Source organism: Nocardia cyriacigeorgica NBRC 100375 (assembly GCF_000308555.1).
In the GTDB taxonomy this organism is placed as follows: Bacteria; Actinomycetota; Actinomycetes; order Mycobacteriales; family Mycobacteriaceae; genus Nocardia; species Nocardia cyriacigeorgica.
Genome location: NZ_BAFY01000072.1, coordinates 23,206 through 42,903 on the forward strand (window position 1 = coordinate 23,206; position 19,698 = coordinate 42,903).

The following is a 19,698-nucleotide window of genomic DNA, read 5'->3' on the forward strand; positions in this document are numbered from 1 at the left end:
AAGGAGGATGGCAGACGATGACGTCCGGTACAGGCGAGCTACCGAAGGCGGTAGCGCTGATGTGGGGGCTCGAACAGCCGGGCGGTCGCGGCCCCAAACGCGGGCTCAGCCTCGAGCAGATCATCGAGGCCGCCATCGCGATCGGTGATGCCGAGGGATTCGCGGCGCTGTCGATGAACCGCGTCGCCCGCGAACTGGGGTTCACGGCGATGTCGCTGTACCGCTATGTCGACAGCAAGGCGACCCTGATGGAGATGATGCTCGATCACGTCATCGGGCTGCCGCCGGAGATCGAGCCCGGCGCGTCCTGGCGCGCCGGGCTGGCGCGGTGGGCGCGCAGCGAATACGAGGTGCTGGGCAGGCATCCCTGGGCGCTGGACATTTCGTTCGGCGGCTCACCGCCGCTCGGCCCGAACAATATGGCCTGGCTCGAGGCCGGACTCGGCACACTGCGCGAGGTGCCGGTACCCGACGCGGTCAAGCTCCAGCTCGTGATGAACCTGTCGCTGTATGTGATCGGGCGCCGCCGCGCGGCCCGCGATATCGCCCCGAGCCTCGAATCCGAGGCCGACTTCACCGAACCGCTGCGGCAGCTACTCGATCCGCAGCAGTTCCCGGCGCTGCTGTCCGCGCTGAGCAACCGCGCCTTCGACGACGACGACATCGACTGGGAGAAAGGCGATTTCGAGTTCGGCATGGAACGGCTGCTCGACGGCTACGAATGCTTCCTCAACGCCTACGGCAGCTGATCACACCGACAGCTCACCTCACACCGACAGATCGCGGCGCAGCTTGGCCACGTGCCCGGTGGCGCGCACGTTGTACTGGGCCACCTCGATCTTGCCTTCCTCGTCGACCAGGAAGGTCGAGCGGATGACGCCGGTGACCTTCTTGCCGTACATCATCTTCTCGCCGAAGGCGCCCCACGCGGTGAGCACCGTGCGCTCCGGATCCGACAGCAGCGGGAAGTTCAGGCCCTCGTTGTCGCGGAACTTCGCCAGCTTGGCCGGTTTGTCGGGGGAGATGCCGATGACGTCGATGCCCGCGCCGGACAGCTCGCTCAGGTTGTCGCGGAAATCGCAGGCCTGCTTGGTGCAGCCGGGGGTGCTCGCGGCCGGGTAGAAGTACACGATCACCTTGCGGCCGCGATAGTCGGCGAGCGAGACGTCCTTGCCGTCGGCGTCGGGCAGGGTGAAATCGGGGGCGGGATCGCCGGGGGAGAGACGGTTGTCGGTCATCACCGAACCGTAACCGAAGGCGCCGACAGCGACCGCGGATACACTCGTCGGCGAGCCCTGGACCGGCCGTGCTCGACAGCCGGCCGGGGGCCCCGCGAACCAGGCAATTGTCTACAGGAGGCGCCAAGTGGCAAGGGATACCGAGCGGATCGAGCAGGAGATCGAGGCCGCGCGGACGCGACTGGCCAGCACGCTGGACGAGATCGCGGTGCGGGCCGATCCGCAGCGGATCGCCGACGACACCAAGCAGCTGGTGGTGGCCAAGGTCAACGAGCCCAAGGTGAAGTACACCCTCATCGGTGCCGGGGTGCTGCTGGCCGGTCTGGTGCTGGTCAAGATCTTCCGCTGAGCGCTGCGGCGATTCGCTCGACGCGACGCCCGCGAAACAGACGAACACCCGGTCGGCAGTAGCCGCACCGGGTGTTCGTCTGTGTGGAGAGTGTCAGACCGTCGGGCACGCGAATCCGTCACCATCCGGATCCAGGTGCGGCCCGAAGCCGGGTTCGCCACGGAAGATCGGCGCCCGGCCCGCGGCCTTGACGTCCTCGCAGTTGGCGAAGGCGCCACCGGCCGAGCCGGTCTGCGAGGTTCCGGCCGAGCCGGTGGCCGCCGAACCGGTGTCGACGGCGGACGAACCGGTGCCTGCGGAACCGGAGGGAGCGGGGACGGCCAGCGCGGTGGGGGCCGCGAGGAGGGTCAGTCCCGCGGCGGCGACGCTGACGGTGAGCCGGCGAACGTTCATGTATTCCTCTATGTTCTGCTGCGGTGGAATTGGCGCCGGAGAGTCCGAACGCCGCATCCACTGTTGTGACGACCCACGCACTTGTCAACCGGATGACTCCCATATGCCGGTGGCGACCGGGGGATCCGGTGCGTGGACCAGGGCCGGGACACGCGCATGGGGTAGTTCGGTGAATTCCGGTGAAACGGCCGGTTGTGGTAGGGATTCAGCTGTGTCCGTTGTATGCCTACCGCCGCGCGCGATCATCGCGCGCCCGGTGTGCGGGCGAGTGAGCTAAACCGGGAGAGAGCAGTTGGTGCGGATCAGCGAGGGCTCGGCGGTCGCTACGGCGGCCGCCGATTCGGTGCCGGAGGCCGCCAAACCGGCCGACTATCGCCTGGATCTGGACGGCCTGCGCGGGGTGGCGATCGCACTGGTTGTCGCCTTCCATGTCTGGTTCGGCAAGGTCTCCGGCGGCGTCGACGTCTTCCTGGTGCTGTCGGGCTTCTTCTTCACCGGCATGCTGTTGCGCCGCGCCGAGGGTGACGGCCGTATCGGCCTGTGGCAGACCTTCCGCCGGACCGCCCGCCGCCTGCTGCCCGCGCTGTTCGTGGTGCTCGCGCTGGTCGTGGTGATGACGGTGGCCGAGCATCCCTACACCCAGTGGGCCGATATGTCGGGCCAGACGGTGGCCTCGGCGCTGTATTACCAGAACTGGTACCTGGCCAACGCCGCCGCCGACTATCTGGCCGCCGACCCGTCGGTGAGTCCACTGCAACATCTGTGGTCGATGGCCGTGCAGGGGCAGTTCTATATCGCGATCACCCTGCTGCTGGCCGCGGTGGCGTCGGTATGCCGTCGCGCCGGGCGTCGTGAGGCGATCCGGCCGGCGGTAGCGGCGCTGGCGGTGGTGCTCGGTATCGCCTCGTTCGTCTACGCGGCGCTGCGCTCGACCACGTATCAGGAGTGGATCTACTACGACAGCGGCGCCCGGGCGTGGGAGCTGCTCGTCGGCGCGCTCCTCGCGGTGATCGTGCCGTTCGTGCGGGTGCCGGAGCGGCTGTGGGCGAAGGTGGCGTTGTCATTGCTCGCCGCCGCCGGTCTGCTGGCCGTGCTGACCTGCGGAATCCTGTTCGACGGCGCCCGCCAGTTCCCCGGGCCGGCTGCGCTGTTCCCGGTGGGCGCCGCGGTCGCGTTGATTCTCGCGGGTGTTCGTACCGAGTCGGGCTGGCAGCCCGCGGTGTCGCGGCTGCTGGCCACTCGCCCGATGGTCGAGCTCGGAGCTGTGGCCTATGCCCTGTATCTGTGGCACTGGCCGCTGCTCATCTACTACCTGATCCGGGCCGACACCACCGAGGTCACGCTCGGCGCCGGACTGATGATCATCGGGCTGTCGCTGGTGCTCGCGGTGCTGACGAATCGGTTGATCGAGGAACCGCTACGGCTACGGTCGGGGCCGTCGATCGCCTCGCCGGTGTGGTTGCGCCGCGGTGCGGCCGTCGCGGTCACCGTCATCGCCGCGATGGTGCTCGGGGTTTCGGGGTTCTGGCAGGGCGTGCTGATCACCAACCCGGCACGGCCCATCGGCGCGCTCGATCCGGTGCAGTACCCGGGGGCGGAGGCGCTGCTGGCCGGTGCCACGGTACCGCCGGCCCGGGTGCGGCCCTCGGTTTTGGAAGCGCCGGGCGACGTGCCCGCCTCCACCATCGACGGCTGTATCTCGGACTGGTTCACCACTGAGATCACCACCTGCACCTACGGCGATCCGAACGGTTCGCGCACCATGGCCGTCGTCGGCAACTCGCATGCCGAACACTGGCTGCCCGCGCTGGACGCGCTCGGGCACGCGCACGGGGTGAAAGTGATCGTGCTGCTCAAGATGGGCTGCCCGCTCAATATCCGGGAAGACGCCAAGTACCGCGGTCTCGATATCCCGGACTGCCGTGATTGGTCGCGCGCGGTGATCGATCGACTCGGCACCGAACGCCCCGATTGGGTGTTCACCACCGCGACCGAACCGCAGTGGCCGATCGGTGGTGACCGCACGCCGGATGAGTTCGTCGAGGTGTGGTCGGCGATGGCCGAGCGTCAGCTGAATGTGCTCGCCATCCGTGACACGCCGTGGTTGCGTAATGAGAAGGGCACCCGGTACCGCGCCGTCGACTGCCTCGCCGCCGGCGGTGACGCCGAGAGCTGCGGCATCGCGCGCAGCGAGGCGCTCTCGCCGGTGAACCCAGCTCTGGAGCCCGCCGCCGCGTTCCCCAACGTCCACCTGCTCGATCTGAGCGATGCGGTATGCGGCCCGCAGGTGTGCCGGGTGGTCATCGGGAACGTGCTCGTCTATCACGACGAGCACCACATGACGGCCAGCTACGTCCGCACCATCGCCCCGGAGCTGGAACGCCAGATCGGCGCCACCACCGGCTGGTGGTGACCGCCGCGGCCACGGTTGGTGTCTACGTCAACCACCTGTGGCTAGCATCGTGGGGTGGTGCGATGGCTGAGCGACGAGGAACAGGCCACCTGGCAGGCCTACATCCTGCTGCGTCAGCGGATGGACGCGGCGATCACCGCGGGCTTGGCCGCCGACGGCTTGTCGATGCCCGATTACGAGCTGCTGGTCCCGCTCTCGGCGGCACCGGATGGCTGTCTGCGCGCCAAGGAGCTGGCGGCGCGGGTGTGCTGGGAGAAGAGCAGGCTGTCCAAGCACCTGGCACGGATGGCCGCGCGTGGATTGGTCGAGCGTGAACCGGTGGCCGGTGACGCGCGCGGTGTGCTGATCCGGTTGACCCCGCAGGGGCGTGCGTTGCTCGAGAAGGCGGCGCCCCATCATGTGGCGCTCGTTCGGGAGTTGTTCATCGACGGGATCACCGAGGCGGAGGCCCGGGCGTTGCGGACGTTGTCGGCGCGGGTCGTCGAGCGATCCGAGCGTGGGGCCGCGGAGCTCGAGGTCGCGACCGACGCGGATGCCGAGGCTGTCTGATCGGCTCTCGCCGGCGGACCAGCGGCAGGCCCGATTCCCGAGTTACGACCAGGGTGTGATCGGCGGCTTGACCCAGAGCAATTTCTCGTCGAGGTGCGCGCGCACCGCTGCCGGATGGTCCGGATGGCGTGCGGCCCAGACGTCCTTCTCATCGAGCAACCGGGCCACCGATTCCCAGGTCTCGCCGGTGCTGGGCGGATTGGTCTGTGCGGCCCTGGCCAGTTTGCGCCGGAGCGCGGCGGGCATGGCCAGCAGTTCGGTGCCGGTGATTCCGCGGTCCCAGAGGAAACCGGCCAGGCGCCGTGCCTTCTCGGCGCGGCTCCTGGCCGCTGCGTCGGAGTGGGCGTAATCGGCCATGGCGCAGTGTACGTCGGGCCGGTGACGCCGGATCAGGCTCAGTAGGCGCTGTTGACGTTGTCCATCGACCCGTAGCGGTGCGCCGCGTAGTTGCAGGCCGCCACGATGTTGGACACCGGGTTCCAGATGTCGAAGGGGGTGCCTTCGACGTGGTAGGCGGCGAAGGTCGGGTCGATCACCTGGAGCAGGCCCTTGGACGGGATGCCGGCGGCGGCGTTGGAGTCCCACAGGTTGATCGCCTGCGGGTTACCCGTCGACTCGCGCATGATGTTGCGCATGATGCCGTCGTAGGAGCCGGGGATGCCCTTGGCGGCCATGATGTCGAGTGCCTGGCGGATCCAGCCGTCGAGGTTGTCCGGGTAGACCGGCGGCGCGGGGGCAGGCGCCGGAATCGGCTCCGGCGCGGGGGCCGGCGCCGGAGCGGGGATGGCCTCGGCGACCGGCTGGTCGGCGGGCTGGGTCGCCGCGGCGGGCTCGGCCTTGGCCGGCTGCTGGTCGGCGACCATCGCGATGCGCTCCGGAACGCTGTCGTCGGCCACCGAGACCGCGGAGGATGCGGCGACGGCGACGATTCCGGCCGCGGCTGCGGCGAAGGCGAAGCCCTCGCGTAGCGAGCGGCGGCGAATGGTGGAAGTGCGTCGGTCAGGCATGCGAAATCGGTTCCTTGATCGGTGTAGGTTTCGATCCGGCGGCCTCGAGGCAGCACGGATCCACGGCGGCGGCTCGTTGCGCGCACGCCGGAACAGGGCTGTGTGCTGTTGTGGGGTTGTGTTGTGTGACGGGAACACTCAGCGGTTCCCGATCACCGACGCGTGGATCTCATGCGGTTCCCGGGATCTCGTATCCCGGCCCGCCGCGTCGCGCGGAACTCCACTCGGGTGGAGCGTCGGCCCTTGCTTCGACCTGATTGCAGAATGGTCACGGAAGGTTAACGGAAGGTGAACGAATCGCTAATCAGAGGCGATGTTGACCTTGAAACCCTCGAGTGAACTGGCTCGATCCGGGAGCTATGCAGGGGGTTTGTGAATAAACCTCTTGTGCCGCAGTTCACAGAAGTTTTCAACTTCCGGTCTGTTTTTCGGCCGGGAAAGTGACATTGCCGTGACCTTTGCGGTGTATTCGCGCGTGAGCGAGGACACTGCTTCCGGAAACGAGAAAGGCCCCGGCGTCGCGTGCCGCCGGGGCCTTCCTTGTTACTGTGCGCCATCAGGGACTCGAACCCCGAACCCGCTGATTAAGAGTCAGCTGCTCTGCCAATTGAGCTAATGGCGCGTGCTCCGTGTTTCGGTGCGGGACAGACATTAACAGGCCATGGCGCAGAAAGTGAAATCGATACCTCGCGCACGGGTGTGGCCCTCGTCGCGTCGCCCGTAACGGCTCGAGGTTCGAGGGGGATCTAACCGGGGAGACTCGCCGCGACGAGCCGGTCGTCACGTTGGGAACCGCCTGCCGGGCTGGCAGAATGGCAGAACGTGGTCTCGACCGGTCCCGCCCGGCGCGGTGGGTTGAGCTCGGTGGGTAGTCGGTGGGATCCGAAGCCGTCGGTGCGGGCTGTTGCACCGGGACTTGAAACGGGGTTGAGATGCGCATTGGTCGAGGTCGACATCGGTCGACGTGGAAACTCGCAGGACCGCTTGTCCTGCTCGCTGTCGTGGCGTTGGCATTACCGTCGTGCTCGTCGTCACAGGCGACGGACGCGTCGGTCCCGATCGACCGCAACCCGATCACCGAGCTGATCAAGCCGAAACTACTGGCGCCGGTCAAAGACGGCGATGTGGGCGTTTCGCCGGCCGCGCCGATGACGTTCCAGGTCGAAGACGGCAAGTTCACCAACGTGTCGTTGCTCACCCCCGAGCAGAAGCCGGTCAGCGGCACGCTCGCCGCCGACGGCCGCTCGTGGGCCACCACCGAGCCGCTCGGTTACGGACGCACCTACAAGCTCGTCGCGGAGGCGGTCGGGCTCGGCGGCGCGACCACGAGCACGATGAGCTTCACCACCACCTCGCCCGACAACAAGACCAAGCCCTATCTCATCCCCGGTGAGGGCGAGGTCGTCGGAATCGGCCAGCCGGTGGCGATCCAGTTCGACGAGAACATCCCCGACCGCAAGGCCGCCCAGGAAGCCATCAAGATCACCACCGAGCCCGCGGTGGAAGGCGCGTTCTACTGGGTGAACAATCGCGAAGTCCGTTGGCGGCCGGAGCATTTCTGGGCGCCGGGGACCAAGGTCACCATCGACGTCAACGTCTACGGCAAGGATCTGGGCGACGGCCTCTACGGAGCCGACGACATCCACTCGAACTTCACCATCGGCGACGCGGTGATCTTCACCGCCGACGACGCCACCAAGCAGGTGACCGTCGAGAAGAACGGTCAGGTGATCCGGACCATGCCGACCTCGATGGGTAAGGACAGCACGCCCACCGACAACGGCATCTACATCGTGGCCGACAAGCACCGCGAGATCATCATGGACTCCTCGACCTACGGAGTGGCGGTGAACTCGCCCGACGGGTACCGCACGCCGGTCGATTTCGCGACCAGGATCTCCTACAGCGGCATCTTCTTCCATTCGGCGCCGTGGTCGGTGGGGCAGCAGGGCTATTCCAACACCAGCCACGGCTGCCTGAACCTGAGCCCGGAGAACGCGCGCTGGGTGTTCGAGAACGCCAAGCGCGGCGACATCACCATCGTCAAGAACACGGTCGGCGGCACGCTGTCGGGCGTGGACGGTCTCGGTGACTGGAATATCCCGTGGTCGGAGTGGAAGGCCGGCAACGCCGACATCGGCTGATCCGACCAGAAAACGCACGAGCGGGCGCCGGTGATCCGGCGCCCGCTCGCTTCGTTTCAGGGTGCGGTCAGGGCAGCATGTCGCAGCCGAGGTGGGCGTTGCCCGCCATCGCCGCGGCGCTGCCGGTGGCGGCGCACAGCAGTTTCTCGCCGCCGAGCAGCAGTCGGTCGAGGTTGGGCAGTCCGGCCGAGCCGGTGCCCGAGGATCCGGTGGTGGCCAGCCCGCCCGCCGAGCCGCTGCTGGCCGAACCCGAATCGGGCATGTCCGGCAGCCCGACCCCCGCCGCGGCGGTTCCGGCCGATCCGGTGACGAGGGTGGCGCCGATGAAGGCTGCGATTACCGCGGAACGCATCAGGAGATGTTGTCTTTCTCGTCGAATGGGCGCGCCACGGTGGCTGCCCTCAGCGCAGTCTACGGACCGGCACCCAGCCGCACCACACATTCGGATCACGATCGTTTCACACATCACCTCGGCAGGTCGGCGCGTGCGTCGGCCCCCGGCTCGCGGGCGAACCGGGGGCCGGCGGCTGCGGTTACGGCACCGGAGTCAGGGTTTTCTCCTCGGCCACGGACTGACGCCGCAGCATCGAGTGGGAGCGGCTGTAGGCGAAGTAGACGACCGTGCCGAGGGCCATCCAGATCACGAACCGAAGCCAGGTCTCGATGGACAGATTCAGCATCAGCCACAGGCAGGCCAGCGCGGCCAGGATCGGCAGGACCGGCACGAACGGCACCCGGAAGCCGCGCGGCAGATCCGGACGCGTGCGCCGCAGGACCAGCACGCCCACCGACACCAGCACGAACGCGACCAGAGTGCCGATATTGACCATCTCTTCGAGGGTGCCGAAGTCGACGAACCCGGCCAGCAGCGCGCAGACCACACCGACGATGACCGTCAGTCGCACCGGGGTGCCCTTGCTGCCGGTCTGGGCCAGGCCGCGGGGGAGCAGACCGTCACGAGACATCGCGAACAGGACCCTGGTCTGGCCCAGATACATCACCATGACCACGGTCGAGAGCCCGGCGAGCGCGCCGACGGCGATGATGTTCTTCACCCAGGTGGCGCCGTTGAGTGCGAAAGCCGTTGCCAGGGTGGCATTCCCGTCGGCGAGCTGGGTGTAGGAGACCATGCCGGTCAGCACCAGCGACACCGCGACGTAGAGCACTGTCACGATGGCGAGCGAGCCGAAGATGCCGCGCGGGACGTCGCGCTGCGGGTTGCGGGTCTCCTCGGCGGTGGTGGCGACGACGTCGAACCCGATGAAGGCGAAGAACACCAGGCTGGCCGCGGCCAGCAGGCCGTACCAGCCGTAGCTGGTGCCGCCGGAACCGGTGAGGAAGGCGAACAGCGACTGGCGCACGCCCTCGGCTTTCTCCGACGGCTCCGACGGCGGCACGTAGGGCGTCAGGTTGGACGGCTTGAAGTAGGTCGCGCCCACCACCAAGACCAGGGCGATCACGCCGAGCTTGATCGCGACGGCGATGGCCGAGACCCGCGACGACAGTTTCGTGCCGGTGGCCAGCAGCACGCCGACGATCGCGATGATCACCACCGCGCCCCAGTCGAAGTCCACCGATCCGATCTGGACGACCGGTGCGTTCGAACCGAGCACCTCGCCGAGATACTGTGACCAGCCCTTCGCCACGACCGACACGGCCAGCGCGAATTCCAGGATCAGGTCCCAGCCGATGATCCACGCGATGACCTCGCCGAAGGTCGCGTACGCGTAGGTGTAGGCGCTGCCGGCCACCGGCACCGTCGAAGCGAATTCGGCGTAGCACAGTGCTGTCAGCCCGCACGCGATCGCCGCGAAGACGAACGCGAGCGAGACCGAGGGCCCGGCCACCGTGCCCGCCGTGCGTGCGGTGAGGGTGAAGATGCCCGCCCCGATGACGACCGCCACCCCGAAGATGGTGAGGTCCTTGGCCGTCAGGTCTTTGCGCAGTTTCGAATCCGGTTCGTCGGTATCCCGGATCGACTGTTCCACCGATTTGGTGCGGAACATTCCGCTCGCGATCGCCATTGCAGGTCTCCTCTCTGAAACTCCGCCGGCGCCGTCAGAGCGACCGCGGGATGGCGTCGAGGCGGCGTTCGGCGAACCGGTTGGCGGCCTCGCCGGTGCCGATGCCCTCGGCTTTCGCGGCGGCGATGATGTCGCGGCACCGCTCGAAGATGCCCGCCACCTCGAATTCGACCTCGGCGGGTGCGGCGGCGCGCAGCTCGCCCGCGACCTGGATGAGCCCGCCGGCATTGGCCACGAAGTCGGGCACCCAGGTGATGTCGCGCTCGGCGAGCAGCCGTTCCACGCCGGGATCGGCCAGCTGGTTGTTGGCGGCGCCGCAGATCAGCTTCGCCTCGATATCGGCGGCGCTGGTGCCGGTCAGGGTGGCGCCGAGGGCGCAGGGCGCGTAGACGTCGACGGGCGCGGTCGAGACCGCGCCGAGCAACCGCACCGAGGGGTGCTGTTCGGCCACCCGCCGCATGGCCGCCTCGTTCACGTCCGCCACGCAGACCTCCGCACCGTCGGCGAGCAGCAGCGCGATGAGTTCGCGACCGACTTTGCCCGCCCCTTCGACGCCGACCGTGCGGCCGGCGAGTGTCGGTGCGCCCCAGACCGATTCGGCACCCGCGCGCATCGAATGGAAGACGCCGAGCGCGGTCAACCGCGCGCTGTCGCCGGAGCCGCCCGCCGCGACGCTGCGGCCGGTGACGTGGCGGGTGTGCCTGCCGATGACGTCGAGATCGTCGGTGTCGGTCCCGACATCGCCCGCGGTGATGTAACGCCCGCCGAGAGTGTCGACGAACCGCGCGTAGGCCGCCAGCAGCGCCTCGCTCTTGTCGGTGGCCGGATCGCCGATGATGACGGCCTTGCCGCCGCCCAGATGCACGCCGGCGGCCGCCGCTTTGTAGGTCATGCCCCATGACAGCCGCAGCACGTCCTGCAACGCCGCCGATTCGTCGGCGTACGGGTAGAAGCGGGTGCCGCCGAGGGCCGGTCCGAGCGCGGTCGAATGGATCGCGATGATCGCCTTCAACCCCGTCTTGTCGTCCTCGCAGAACACCACCTGCTCATGGCGCCGGGCGCTGAGCTCGTGCGAGCGGCCGAAGACTCCCGCCTCGGAGTGCAGAACTGTCACTGTCGATTCCTTTCCTGGGGCGCCGAGCGGCCGTGCCTGGTGAGCTGGTGCCGCTGCGGCTGGGTGGTTCGCCGCGGGTGTGCGGCGGATTTCTGTTGTCGCTGTGATGTGTGCGTCCGGCCGGCGGCCGCGCCGGCGCGCCTGGTGGCCGTGTCGAGGCGCGGGGCCGTTGAGGTTTCGGGTGTTGTGGACTCGGCGCCGGGATCAGTGCTCGATGCCGAGTTCGCGCAGCCCGGCCCAGTACAGCTCGACGTTGGCCAGCTTCACGTCCTCGTACCCGCGGACCACATCGGGCAGCTCCGCGGCTTTCGTCGCGGTGTCGTAGGTCTCGCTGGTCAGTCCGTCGGCGAGCCGGCACACCATATCGGTGTAGTGCGCGAGCAGTTCACGCTCGACCTTGCGGACGTGCGCGTAACCGAATGGATCGAGCTTGGTGCCGCGCAGCACCTTGCCCTTGGCCAGAACCTTCAGCACGCCATGCGATTTCGGGCCGAACCCGACCTTCTTGCGGCGGCCCATGGCGCGCAGCACCGGCGGATGCAGCTTGTAGGTGAGCTTTTCCCCGCCCGGCACCTGGGCTTGCACTTCGGCCAGGAACGCCGGATCCACCAACAGCCGCGCCACTTCGTATTCGTCCTTGTACGCGGTGAACTTGTACAGCCCGCGCGCGACGGCCGCGCTGAAGTCGGTGCGGTCGGTGATCGCTCGCTCGGCTTCCCAGACGCGCTGCACGGTCTCGACGTAGCGCCGAGCCACCGTGGCGTTCTGGTAGCCGATGAGTTCGGCCGCACGCCGCGCCACCACCAGCCGGACCTCACCGTCGATGCCGGTGTGCGCCAGCAGCTCGGCCGGTACCGGCGGCGGGGTGCGCCGCGGCTGCCCCTCATCGACAGCCGCGGCGAACGCCGCCGGATCGGCGATGGCGGCGCGTCCCCACCGGAAGGCGGCGATATTGCTGTCCACCGCGACTCCGTTGATCCCGATGGCCTCCTCGATCGCCGCGGCGGGCAACCGCAGTCCACCGCTCTGCACGGCCGCGCCGACGATCAGGAAATTGGCCGCGGCGGTGTTGCCGAACAGCGTCTGCGCGGCGGCCAGTGCGTCGAAATGCCGCAGCGAACTCGATACCGCGGTGAGCCGGTCCAGCAGTAGGCCGGTGTCGGGGTAGTCGACCGACTTGTCGTAGACCATGTCGCCGGTCGGGGTCCGGCTGGTCGAGGCGACCGCCACCGTGCTCGCCGCATCGCCGTACTGGAGGTAGCGCGGGTCGGTGGCGGTGAGCAGGTCGATGGCCATGATGCAGTCGGCGCTGCCCGGGGTGAGCCGGTTGGACGGTTCGAGCGCGGACGCGGAGAACCGCAGGTGCGAGACGACCGGGCCGGCCTTCTGGCTCATACCGATCTGATCGAGGCTTTCCACCTCGTAGCCCGCGCGCAGGGCGGCGGTCGCGAGCACTTGATTCACGGTGACGATGCCGGTGCCGCCGATACCGGCGATCAGGACGTTCTGGGTGCCGACCGGCGCTCCGGCACCGGGATCGGCCACCACCGGCGGTTCGGGCGCTTTCCGTGGTTTCCGGCCCTTCTTCGCCGGGGCGAGTTCGACGGTGACGAACGACGGGCAGTCACCGTCCAGGCAGCTGTAGTCGGTATTGCAGGAGGTCTGATCGATGCGGGTCTTGCGCCCGAATTCGGTGTCCACCGGCTGCACCGACAGGCAGTTGGACTTGGTGCCGCAGTCGCCGCAGCCTTCGCAGACCGCCTCGTTGATCACCACGCGGGTGTTGCGCACCGGCAGCGCGCCGCGCTTGCGCTGCCTGCGGGCATCGGCCGCGCAGTGCTGGTCGTAGATCAGCACCGTGACGCCCTTGATCTCGCGCAGCATCTTCTGCGCTTCGTCGAGCCGGTCGCGATGCCACAGCAGCGTGCCTTTGGCCAGGTCCTTCTTCTTGTGCCGCTGGGGCTCGTCGGCGCAGATGATGATCTTCTTGACGCCCTCGACGGTCAGCTTGTGGGTCAGCTGCGCGACGGTCAGGATGCCCTCGACGTCCTGGGCGCCGGTCATCGCGACGACCTCGTTGTAGAGCAGCTTGTAGGTGATGTTGACCCCCGCTGCCACACAGGCCTGCACCGCGAGTTGTCCGGAATGGAAGAAGGTGCCGTCGCCGATGTTCTGGAACACGTGCGGCACGTCGGTGAAGGGGGCCTGGCCGATCCACTGGCTGCCCTCGCCGCCCATCTGGGTCAGTCCGGTGACGGCGCTGTCGCTGCGACCGGACATGGTGACCAGCGTGTGGCAGCCGATTCCGCCGCCACCGATCGAGCCTTCGGGCAGTGCGGTGGAGCGGTTGTGCGGGCAACCGCTGCAGAAGTACGGCGTCCGCTTGGCGGAAAGCACCTCGAGCGAAAGCGGTGGCGGAGCGGTCCTTTTCAACTCGACCCGGTCGCGCAACACCCGGCGCAGCGGTGCGAGCAGGCGGCCGGCGGTGAGCTCGCCGTCCACCGGCATGAGCCGGGCGCCGCGCTCATCCTGCTTGCCGAGGATGCGCGGCGCACCGGCGGTGCCGTACAGGATCTCGCGGATCTGCGTCTCGATGAACGCCGTCTTGTCCTCCACCACCACCAAGTGTTCGAGCCCACGGGCGAATTCGGTGACCGTGCCCGCCCCGACGGGATAGGGCATCCCGATGCGAAGCAGCCGGATGCCGGCGCGGTGCATGGCGGCCTCGTCGACGCCGAGATCCATCAGCGCCTGGCGGACGGCGTCGAAGGTGGTACCGGTGGCGGCGATCCCGATCCTGGCGTCGGCGGGATCGACCTCGATGATGTCGAGATCGTTGGCCGCGCCGTAGGCACGGACCATCGCCCAGCGCGGGCCGTACAGGTCGGCCTCGGCGAGCACACTGTCGGTCGGGGCGGCCATCGGACGCTGCCGGTAAACGAACGGCTTCCCCTCCCACTGCAGCTCGGGCACCATGATCGGCCGGTCGGCCACCGAGGCGTCCACGGTCCAGGCGCCGTCGGCGACGTCGGCCACGATCTTCATCGCCACCACGCACCCGGAAGCGCGTGAGAGCGCGACGCCCTGCATGCCCATCGTGATGATCTCTTCGGCATTGCGCGGGAACAGCACCGGCACGCCCAGCGCGGCCAGCGACCGCTCGCTCACCGCGGGCACCGTGGAGGATTTCGAGGCCGGATCGTCGCCGACCAGCAGTAGCACGCCGCCACGCGGGTTGACTCCGTACATGTTGGCGTGCCGGATGGCGTCGGTGGCGCGGTCCACGCCCGGCCCCTTGCCGTACCAGACGCCGACGACGCCGTCGTGGGTGGCGCGGCCCGCCGGCAGATCGGCCTGGCTGCCCCACACCGAGGTCGCGGCCAGTTCTTCGTTGAGCCCGGGCACGAAGGTGATGTCGTGTTCGGCGAGCACCTCCGGCATGCCGAACAGCATCTTGTCCACCCCGCCCAGCGGGCTGCCCTGATATCCGGAGACGAACGTTGCGACTCGACGGCCGGCCCGGATATCGCGCACGTGCTGCTCGACAAGCAGGCGTGCGATCGCCTGCACACCGGTGAGCAGGACCGGGCCCGCTCCGGAGCGGTAGCGGTCGGCGAGGTCGTACGGCGCGGTCGGCTCGGCCTGGGGCACACAGGTCGGACAGGCAACGGTCGTCATGGAACCTCACCACTCTTTCCACAACCCAAATCGTGAGCTGCAAACGAAGGGACTTGCGTTCGGTGCAGCGAAATGTGCCGTGGATGGGTGATCTGTGTCAACAGTCGGCCGAAAGGTTGATCAATCTGCTCAAAAGTGATCTGGAGCACTTCGAGGCGTGCGTCAGTTTGCTCGAGCCGGGAGAGAGCTGGGTCACATCACGGTGCCGGTGGGGACTTCGTCAGATGCTCGACGATGGGCAGGCAGCGGTATTGGATCGGAGTGGCCAGCGCGAGCATCGTCTCGGTGTGTTTGACGCCGGGGATGGCGTGTACGCGCTGGATGATCTCGAGCAGGTCCTGCTGGGTGCGCGCCGCGATGCGTACGAGCAGATCGGCGCGTCCGGTCGTCGCGTGCACCTCGAGCACCTGCGGGAAGGCGCGCAACGCTTCGACGATGGCGTCCATCTTGTTCTGATCGAGTTCGATGCCGAGGAATGCGTGTACGGCGAACCCCACCGCCTGCAAATCCACATCGGGCGGGTATCCGCGCACCGCTCCGGAGGACTCGAGCCGCTTCATCCTGGCCTGCACCGTGTTGCGGGCGATGCCGAGACGCTGGGCGAGTTCGAGAATCGGGGCGCGCGGATCGGCGGCCAGCTCGGCCAGCAGAGCGGCGTCGAGAGCGTCGATCTTGATGGTCATGACGCATTCTCGCACGGTGAAAAAGCTCGGGCCCGGGAGAAAGATCTCCCGGGCCCGAACTTCGTTGGGTGAGTGACGGGACTCGAACCCGCGACAGCCAGGATCACAACCTGGTGCTCTACCAACTGAACTACACTCACCATCGCCGGTGCGACACCGGCGCGGTCGATAGTAGCGCGTCAACCCCCTTCGGAGCTAATCGGTTACCGGCGAGTCGCTGACCTGCGTGTTTTCCGGCTCGCCCATGACCTCGGCCGCCACCGCGGCGATCTCCGCGGTCGACGGTCCCGGTGCGGGCACGAACGCGGTGCGCCGGTAGTACTCCAACTCACGGATGGATTCCTTGATATCGGCGAGCGCGCGGTGGGTCAGGCCCTTCTCCGGCTGGCCGAAGTAGATCCGCGGATACCAGCGGCGGCACAGCTCCTTGATCGAGCTGACGTCGATCATCCGGTAGTGCAGATGGCTGTCGAGGCCGGGCATGTCGCGAGCGATGAAGGCGCGGTCGGTGGCGATCGAATTGCCTGCCAGCGGCACCGTGCCCGGTGTGGGCGCGAACTGGCGGATGTAGTCGAGCACCTGCTGTTCGGCCTCCTCCAGGGTGACCGCGGAGCGGCGGACCTCGTCGGTGAGGCCGGAGCGGGCGTGCATGTCGGCGACGACCGGCGGCATGGCGGCCAGGGCCTCGTCATCGGCATGAATGACGATATCGACGCCGTCGCCGAGAATATTGAGGTCGCTGTCGGTCACGAGCGCGGCCACCTCGATCAGCTTGTCGCTGTCCAGGCGCAGCCCGGTCATCTCGCAATCCATCCACACCACTAATTTGTCGGACACCCGCCATACCCTAGTCAGCGCGGCACCGGGCGTGTCCGATTACCTCACTTCGCCTGTGCGCGCCCTATCCGGCGATACGCTGATGGCCAGGTACATCGCCGGTGGTGATGTGCTGCTCGGTAGTCCGGTTAGGCGTTCGGCGCTGCGGGAAAGCCGCAGGCGAGGTTCCCGCTCATTCGGAGCTCCTGGAGCAATGGCCGTGCGCGGTCCTCCGGGTGGCGGGTGTTCGGCTCGACACAGGAGGACCTGCGATGACCAGCCCACAGGAGAAGGCCGCGGCCGCGCGCAAGGCAGCCGAGGAGGCAGCACGCATCGCAGCGGAGGCGGCGGCAGCGGCCGAAGCCGCCGAAGCCGAAGCGGCGGCTGCCGAGTCCGGTGGAGCCGCTGCGGCATCCGGCGGGTCTGCGCCCGAGTCCGGTGAGCCTGCGCCCGAGTCCGGCGCGGGTGCTGCCGGGGCGGGTCGAGCGACCGCGGGTTCTGATGGTGCTTCCGGTGCCGCGGGTGACGCGGCCGGGTCCGGCAGTGCTGCTGAATCGGCGGGTGAATCCGGCGCTGCGCCAAGTGGGTCCGCGGGTGCTCGGAGTGCGGATGGCGGCTCATCGGCCGCGCAGGACATCGCGGCCGGGTACGCGGTCGAGGGTGCGGCGCTGGAACTGGGCACCGTGGTCGTCGACGGCACGGTCGATCCCACTGCGCGAGTGCGGATTCCGCTGCGGACGATGAACCGGCACGGGCTGGTCGCCGGCGCCACCGGTACCGGCAAGACGAAGACGTTGCAGGGCATCGCCGAACAGCTCTCGCGGGCCGGGGTGCCGGTGGTGCTCGCCGATGTGAAGGGCGATCTGTCGGGTCTGTCGCGGCCGGGGGAGCAGAACGAGAAGCTGGCGCAGCGGGCGGTGGAGACCGCCGCCACCGACTGGGCGCCCACCGGGTTTCCGACCGAATTCGTCTCGCTCGGTACCGGCGGTCTCGGTGTGCCGATCCGCGCGACCATCACCTCGTTCGGCCCGATCCTGCTCAGCAAGGTGCTCGGGCTCAACGAAACCCAGGAGTCGACGCTCGGCCTGATCTTCCACTGGGCCGACAAGCAGGGCCTCGGCCTGCTCGACCTGAAGGATCTGCGCGCGGTGATCCAGCACCTCACCAGCCCGGAAGGGAAGGCCGATCTCCAAGGGATCGGCGGGGTTTCGGCGTCGACGGCCGGAGTCATCCTGCGTGCGCTGGTGAACCTCGAGGCCGACGGCGGCGACACCTTCTTCGGTGAACCCGAACTCGATCCCGCCGACCTGCTGCGCACCGAGGGCGAGCAGGGCGTGATCACGCTGTTCGAGCTCGGCGCGCAGGCGGCGCGGCCGGCGATGTTCTCCACCTTCCTGATGTGGGTGCTTGCCGACCTGTTCCAGACCCTGCCCGAGGTCGGCGACGTCGACAAACCCGAGCTCGTCTTCATCTTCGACGAGGCGCATCTGTTGTTCGCCGACGCGTCGAAGGCCTTCCTCGACCAGGTGGAGCAGACCGTCAAGCTGATCCGCTCCAAGGGCGTCGGGGTGTTCTTCTGCACCCAGCTGCCCACCGACATCCCGAACGCGGTGCTCTCCCAGTTGGGCGCGCGGATCCAGCACGCATTGCGCGCGTTCACCCCCGACGATCAGAAAGCGCTGTCGAAGACGGTGCGCACCTACCCGAAAACCGACACCTACGATCTGGAACAGGCCCTCACCTCCCTCGGCATCGGTGAGGCGATCGTCACGGTGCTCTCCGAACGCGGCGCCCCGACGCCGGTGGCCTGGACCAGAATTCAGCCGCCGCGTTCGCTCATGGACACCATCGGCGCCGACGCCATCAAGTCCCGTGCGCTGGCCAGCGCACTGCACGGCAAATACGGCCAGACCGTGGACCGGGAATCGGCCTACGAGATGCTCGCCGCCAACGTCGCGGCCGCCGAACCCGAGGCCGAGCCGCAACCTGTGCCCGGTCGCTCGCCCAGCGCCGAGGAGGATTCGGCCGCTGAACGCATCATGAAGAACCCCGCCGTGAAGAGTTTCCTGCGCTCGGCCGCCACGGTCGCCGGCCGCGAGATCACCCGCTCGCTCTTCGGCACCCGCAGGCGCCGCTGACGTCACGGCGGAACGAGTCAGGTGGTCGGTCCGGCCGGGAACAGCGGCGGTCCGGCGCCCAGCAGCCGGTCCGCCCGGGCCCCGCCGAACTATTTGCACGCCGATTGCTCCTGCGGCAGACTCGTGAGCCCGGCACCGATTCGGGAGGACCGACGTGAGGATGATTCGCGCGCTCGCGCTCGCCGCCCTGGTGCTAGTTCCTGTGGCCGGTTGCGGTGACGAGGCGAACGAGCGGGCCGAGCCGGCATCGTCGTCGGCGTTTCCGGCGCCGGTGATCCCCGCGCCGCCGCCCCAGTTCTGGTCGACGCCGGCGGGGACCCCGCAGCAGCACGCCACCGTCGCGCAGGCGACCAGACAGGTCGACGTGTGTTCGCTGATTCCGCGTGAGGTACTCGATGACCTCGGCGGCGTCGAGAGCGTCTCGGTCGGCCTCGATTCGTGCCGGGCGAACCTGCGCACCCAGGGCGGGGACGCCACCCTGACCTGGCATGCCACGCTATTGCCGCCCTTGACGCCAGGCCATGGCATCGGCAAACAGCTAGGCGATGTGAGCGTGTTACTGGTGCCCGACCGCCCCGACGGGCCGCCCGGTTCCTGCGGAGCCACCGCCCGCTTCCCGGCCGGCGCCGCCTTCTATCTCGGCGCGACCACCCCCGGACAGGACCCGTGCGCGGTCGCCGATCGGCTGCTGCCCGGCATGATCGAGCGCTGGCGGCAGTCGCCGCCGCAGGGCAGTTCGCCCGACACCGTGCCGACAGTGCTGCTCGGCGCCGATCCGTGCGCCGTGCGCGCGAAGCTGGCCGGTACCACCGATACCGACCAGCGCCGGCTCACCCAATGCCTGTTCGGTTATCGCAACGAGACCGTCACCGTGAGCTACGAGTATCGCGATCCGGCCCACGTCGCGGCGAACAGCACCATCGAGCAGATCGGCGAGCGCCCGGTGCACCGCTGGGCCTCGCTCTACGACAGCCGCATCCCCATCCTGACCGCCGTGGTCGGGCCCGAATTACCGCCGGGCAGCACCGTATTCGGCCCGCGCGTGCCGATCGTCGAGGTGTCCGCTACCACCTATGAGGTGACCAGGGAAGTGATGGAGCAGGTACTCGGTCTCTTCCCGGCTCGGTGATTCAGCCGCCGAGCTTCTTGTAG

Annotated in this window: 17 protein-coding genes and 2 tRNA genes; 7 read left to right on the forward strand and 12 right to left on the reverse strand. The window is 68.3% G+C overall.

Annotated elements, in window-relative coordinates; genetic code table 11:
* The first annotated feature begins 17 nt into the window (after window positions 1-17).
* A complete protein-coding gene (locus tag RJ05_RS06420) occupies window positions 18-749 on the forward strand; it encodes a TetR/AcrR family transcriptional regulator (protein WP_036534253.1) in 732 nt (243 codons plus the stop codon).
* Window positions 750-767: 18 nt separating this feature from the next.
* On the opposite strand, the gene bcp is transcribed toward RJ05_RS06420, so the two are convergent.
* The gene (gene bcp, locus RJ05_RS06425) at window positions 768-1,238 is read right to left on the reverse strand and encodes a thioredoxin-dependent thiol peroxidase (protein ID WP_036534254.1); all 471 of its coding nucleotides are present in this window, start codon (window positions 1,236-1,238) and stop codon (window positions 768-770) included.
* Window positions 1,239-1,365: 127 nt separating this feature from the next.
* On the opposite strand from bcp, the gene RJ05_RS06430 reads away from it, so the two are divergent.
* A complete protein-coding gene (locus RJ05_RS06430; RefSeq protein ID WP_014349541.1) occupies window positions 1,366-1,587 on the forward strand; it encodes a DUF3618 domain-containing protein in 222 nt (73 codons plus the stop codon).
* Between the two features lie 93 nt (window positions 1,588-1,680).
* On the opposite strand, the gene RJ05_RS06435 is transcribed toward RJ05_RS06430, so the two are convergent.
* Entirely contained in the window at window positions 1,681-1,980 is a 300-nt protein-coding gene (locus RJ05_RS06435; RefSeq protein WP_014349542.1) for an excalibur calcium-binding domain-containing protein, read from the reverse strand.
* A 292-nt stretch (window positions 1,981-2,272) separates the two neighbouring features.
* Between RJ05_RS06435 and RJ05_RS06440 the strand changes: the two genes are divergently transcribed.
* Entirely contained in the window at window positions 2,273-4,393 is a 2,121-nt protein-coding gene (locus RJ05_RS06440) for an acyltransferase family protein (RefSeq protein WP_081597195.1), read from the forward strand.
* 54 nt (window positions 4,394-4,447) lie between these two features.
* Window positions 4,448-4,942 (forward strand): MarR family winged helix-turn-helix transcriptional regulator, encoded by a 495-nt coding sequence (locus RJ05_RS06445; RefSeq protein ID WP_036534256.1) that lies wholly within the window; start codon window positions 4,448-4,450, stop codon window positions 4,940-4,942.
* 42 nt (window positions 4,943-4,984) lie between these two features.
* On the opposite strand, the gene RJ05_RS06450 is transcribed toward RJ05_RS06445, so the two are convergent.
* From RJ05_RS06450 to RJ05_RS06460, 3 genes are all read right to left on the reverse strand, one after another.
* Window positions 4,985-5,299 (reverse strand): hypothetical protein, encoded by a 315-nt coding sequence (locus RJ05_RS06450; RefSeq protein WP_036534257.1) that lies wholly within the window; start codon window positions 5,297-5,299, stop codon window positions 4,985-4,987.
* Between the two features lie 38 nt (window positions 5,300-5,337).
* Window positions 5,338-5,949 (reverse strand): transglycosylase SLT domain-containing protein, encoded by a 612-nt coding sequence (locus tag RJ05_RS06455; RefSeq protein WP_036534259.1) that lies wholly within the window; start codon window positions 5,947-5,949, stop codon window positions 5,338-5,340.
* Window positions 5,950-6,498: 549 nt separating this feature from the next.
* Window positions 6,499-6,571, reverse strand: a tRNA-Lys gene (locus RJ05_RS06460).
* Window positions 6,572-6,881: 310 nt separating this feature from the next.
* Between RJ05_RS06460 and RJ05_RS06465 the strand changes: the two genes are divergently transcribed.
* A complete protein-coding gene (locus RJ05_RS06465; protein ID WP_036534262.1) occupies window positions 6,882-8,093 on the forward strand; it encodes a L,D-transpeptidase in 1,212 nt (403 codons plus the stop codon).
* Window positions 8,094-8,160: 67 nt separating this feature from the next.
* Here the strand turns inward: RJ05_RS06465 and RJ05_RS06470 are convergent, their stop codons facing one another.
* The 7 genes from RJ05_RS06470 to orn all read right to left on the reverse strand — a co-directional run bounded on the left by RJ05_RS06470 (window position 8,161) and on the right by orn (window position 16,429).
* On the reverse strand, window positions 8,161-8,445 hold the full coding sequence (locus RJ05_RS06470) for a hypothetical protein (RefSeq protein ID WP_036534265.1): 285 nt from the start codon (window positions 8,443-8,445) through the stop codon (window positions 8,161-8,163).
* Window positions 8,446-8,626: 181 nt separating this feature from the next.
* Window positions 8,627-10,117, reverse strand: a complete 1,491-nt coding sequence (locus RJ05_RS06475) for an amino acid permease (RefSeq protein WP_036534267.1) — start codon at window positions 10,115-10,117, stop codon at window positions 8,627-8,629.
* A 34-nt stretch (window positions 10,118-10,151) separates the two neighbouring features.
* Window positions 10,152-11,231 (reverse strand): Glu/Leu/Phe/Val family dehydrogenase, encoded by a 1,080-nt coding sequence (locus RJ05_RS06480; protein WP_036534269.1) that lies wholly within the window; start codon window positions 11,229-11,231, stop codon window positions 10,152-10,154.
* Window positions 11,232-11,435: 204 nt separating this feature from the next.
* Complete coding sequence (locus RJ05_RS06485) at window positions 11,436-14,909, reverse strand: indolepyruvate ferredoxin oxidoreductase family protein (RefSeq protein ID WP_036534272.1); 3,474 nt, start codon at window positions 14,907-14,909, stop codon at window positions 11,436-11,438.
* Window positions 14,910-15,106: 197 nt separating this feature from the next.
* Window positions 15,107-15,592 (reverse strand): Lrp/AsnC family transcriptional regulator, encoded by a 486-nt coding sequence (locus tag RJ05_RS06490; protein ID WP_036534274.1) that lies wholly within the window; start codon window positions 15,590-15,592, stop codon window positions 15,107-15,109.
* A gap of 67 nt (window positions 15,593-15,659) precedes the next feature.
* A tRNA-His gene (locus tag RJ05_RS06495) sits at window positions 15,660-15,732 on the reverse strand.
* 55 nt (window positions 15,733-15,787) lie between these two features.
* A complete protein-coding gene (gene orn, locus RJ05_RS06500; RefSeq protein ID WP_036534276.1) occupies window positions 15,788-16,429 on the reverse strand; it encodes an oligoribonuclease in 642 nt (213 codons plus the stop codon).
* Between the two features lie 251 nt (window positions 16,430-16,680).
* Here orn and RJ05_RS06505 point away from each other — a divergent pair, with 251 nt between their 5' ends.
* Together RJ05_RS06505 and RJ05_RS32730 are read left to right on the forward strand one after the other, a co-directional pair.
* The gene (locus tag RJ05_RS06505; protein WP_036534278.1) at window positions 16,681-18,546 is read left to right on the forward strand and encodes a helicase HerA-like domain-containing protein; all 1,866 of its coding nucleotides are present in this window, start codon (window positions 16,681-16,683) and stop codon (window positions 18,544-18,546) included.
* A gap of 160 nt (window positions 18,547-18,706) precedes the next feature.
* A complete protein-coding gene (locus RJ05_RS32730; protein ID WP_036534281.1) occupies window positions 18,707-19,675 on the forward strand; it encodes a hypothetical protein in 969 nt (322 codons plus the stop codon).
* The last annotated feature ends 23 nt before the right edge of the window (window positions 19,676-19,698 follow it).

Bases quoted from the DNA above. Each gene is read 5' to 3' on its own strand.
- RJ05_RS06470 (WP_036534265.1), bottom strand. From the start codon at position 8,445: ATGCGTTCCGCGGTAATCGCAGCCTTCATCGGCGCCACCCTCGTCACC.
- RJ05_RS06505 (WP_036534278.1), top strand. From the start codon at position 16,681: ATGACCAGCCCACAGGAGAAGGCCGCGGCCGCGCGCAAGGCAGCCGAG.
- RJ05_RS06455 (WP_036534259.1), bottom strand. From the start codon at position 5,949: ATGCCTGACCGACGCACTTCCACCATTCGCCGCCGCTCGCTACGCGAG.
- bcp (WP_036534254.1), bottom strand. From the start codon at position 1,238: ATGACCGACAACCGTCTCTCCCCCGGCGATCCCGCCCCCGATTTCACC.
- RJ05_RS32730 (WP_036534281.1), top strand. From the start codon at position 18,707: ATGATTCGCGCGCTCGCGCTCGCCGCCCTGGTGCTAGTTCCTGTGGCC.
- RJ05_RS06435 (WP_014349542.1), bottom strand. From the start codon at position 1,980: ATGAACGTTCGCCGGCTCACCGTCAGCGTCGCCGCCGCGGGACTGACC.
- RJ05_RS06465 (WP_036534262.1), top strand. From the start codon at position 6,882: ATGCGCATTGGTCGAGGTCGACATCGGTCGACGTGGAAACTCGCAGGA.
- RJ05_RS06490 (WP_036534274.1), bottom strand. From the start codon at position 15,592: ATGACCATCAAGATCGACGCTCTCGACGCCGCTCTGCTGGCCGAGCTG.
- RJ05_RS06420 (WP_036534253.1), top strand. From the start codon at position 18: ATGACGTCCGGTACAGGCGAGCTACCGAAGGCGGTAGCGCTGATGTGG.
- RJ05_RS06475 (WP_036534267.1), bottom strand. From the start codon at position 10,117: ATGGCGATCGCGAGCGGAATGTTCCGCACCAAATCGGTGGAACAGTCG.
- RJ05_RS06485 (WP_036534272.1), bottom strand. From the start codon at position 14,909: ATGACGACCGTTGCCTGTCCGACCTGTGTGCCCCAGGCCGAGCCGACC.
- RJ05_RS06450 (WP_036534257.1), bottom strand. From the start codon at position 5,299: ATGGCCGATTACGCCCACTCCGACGCAGCGGCCAGGAGCCGCGCCGAG.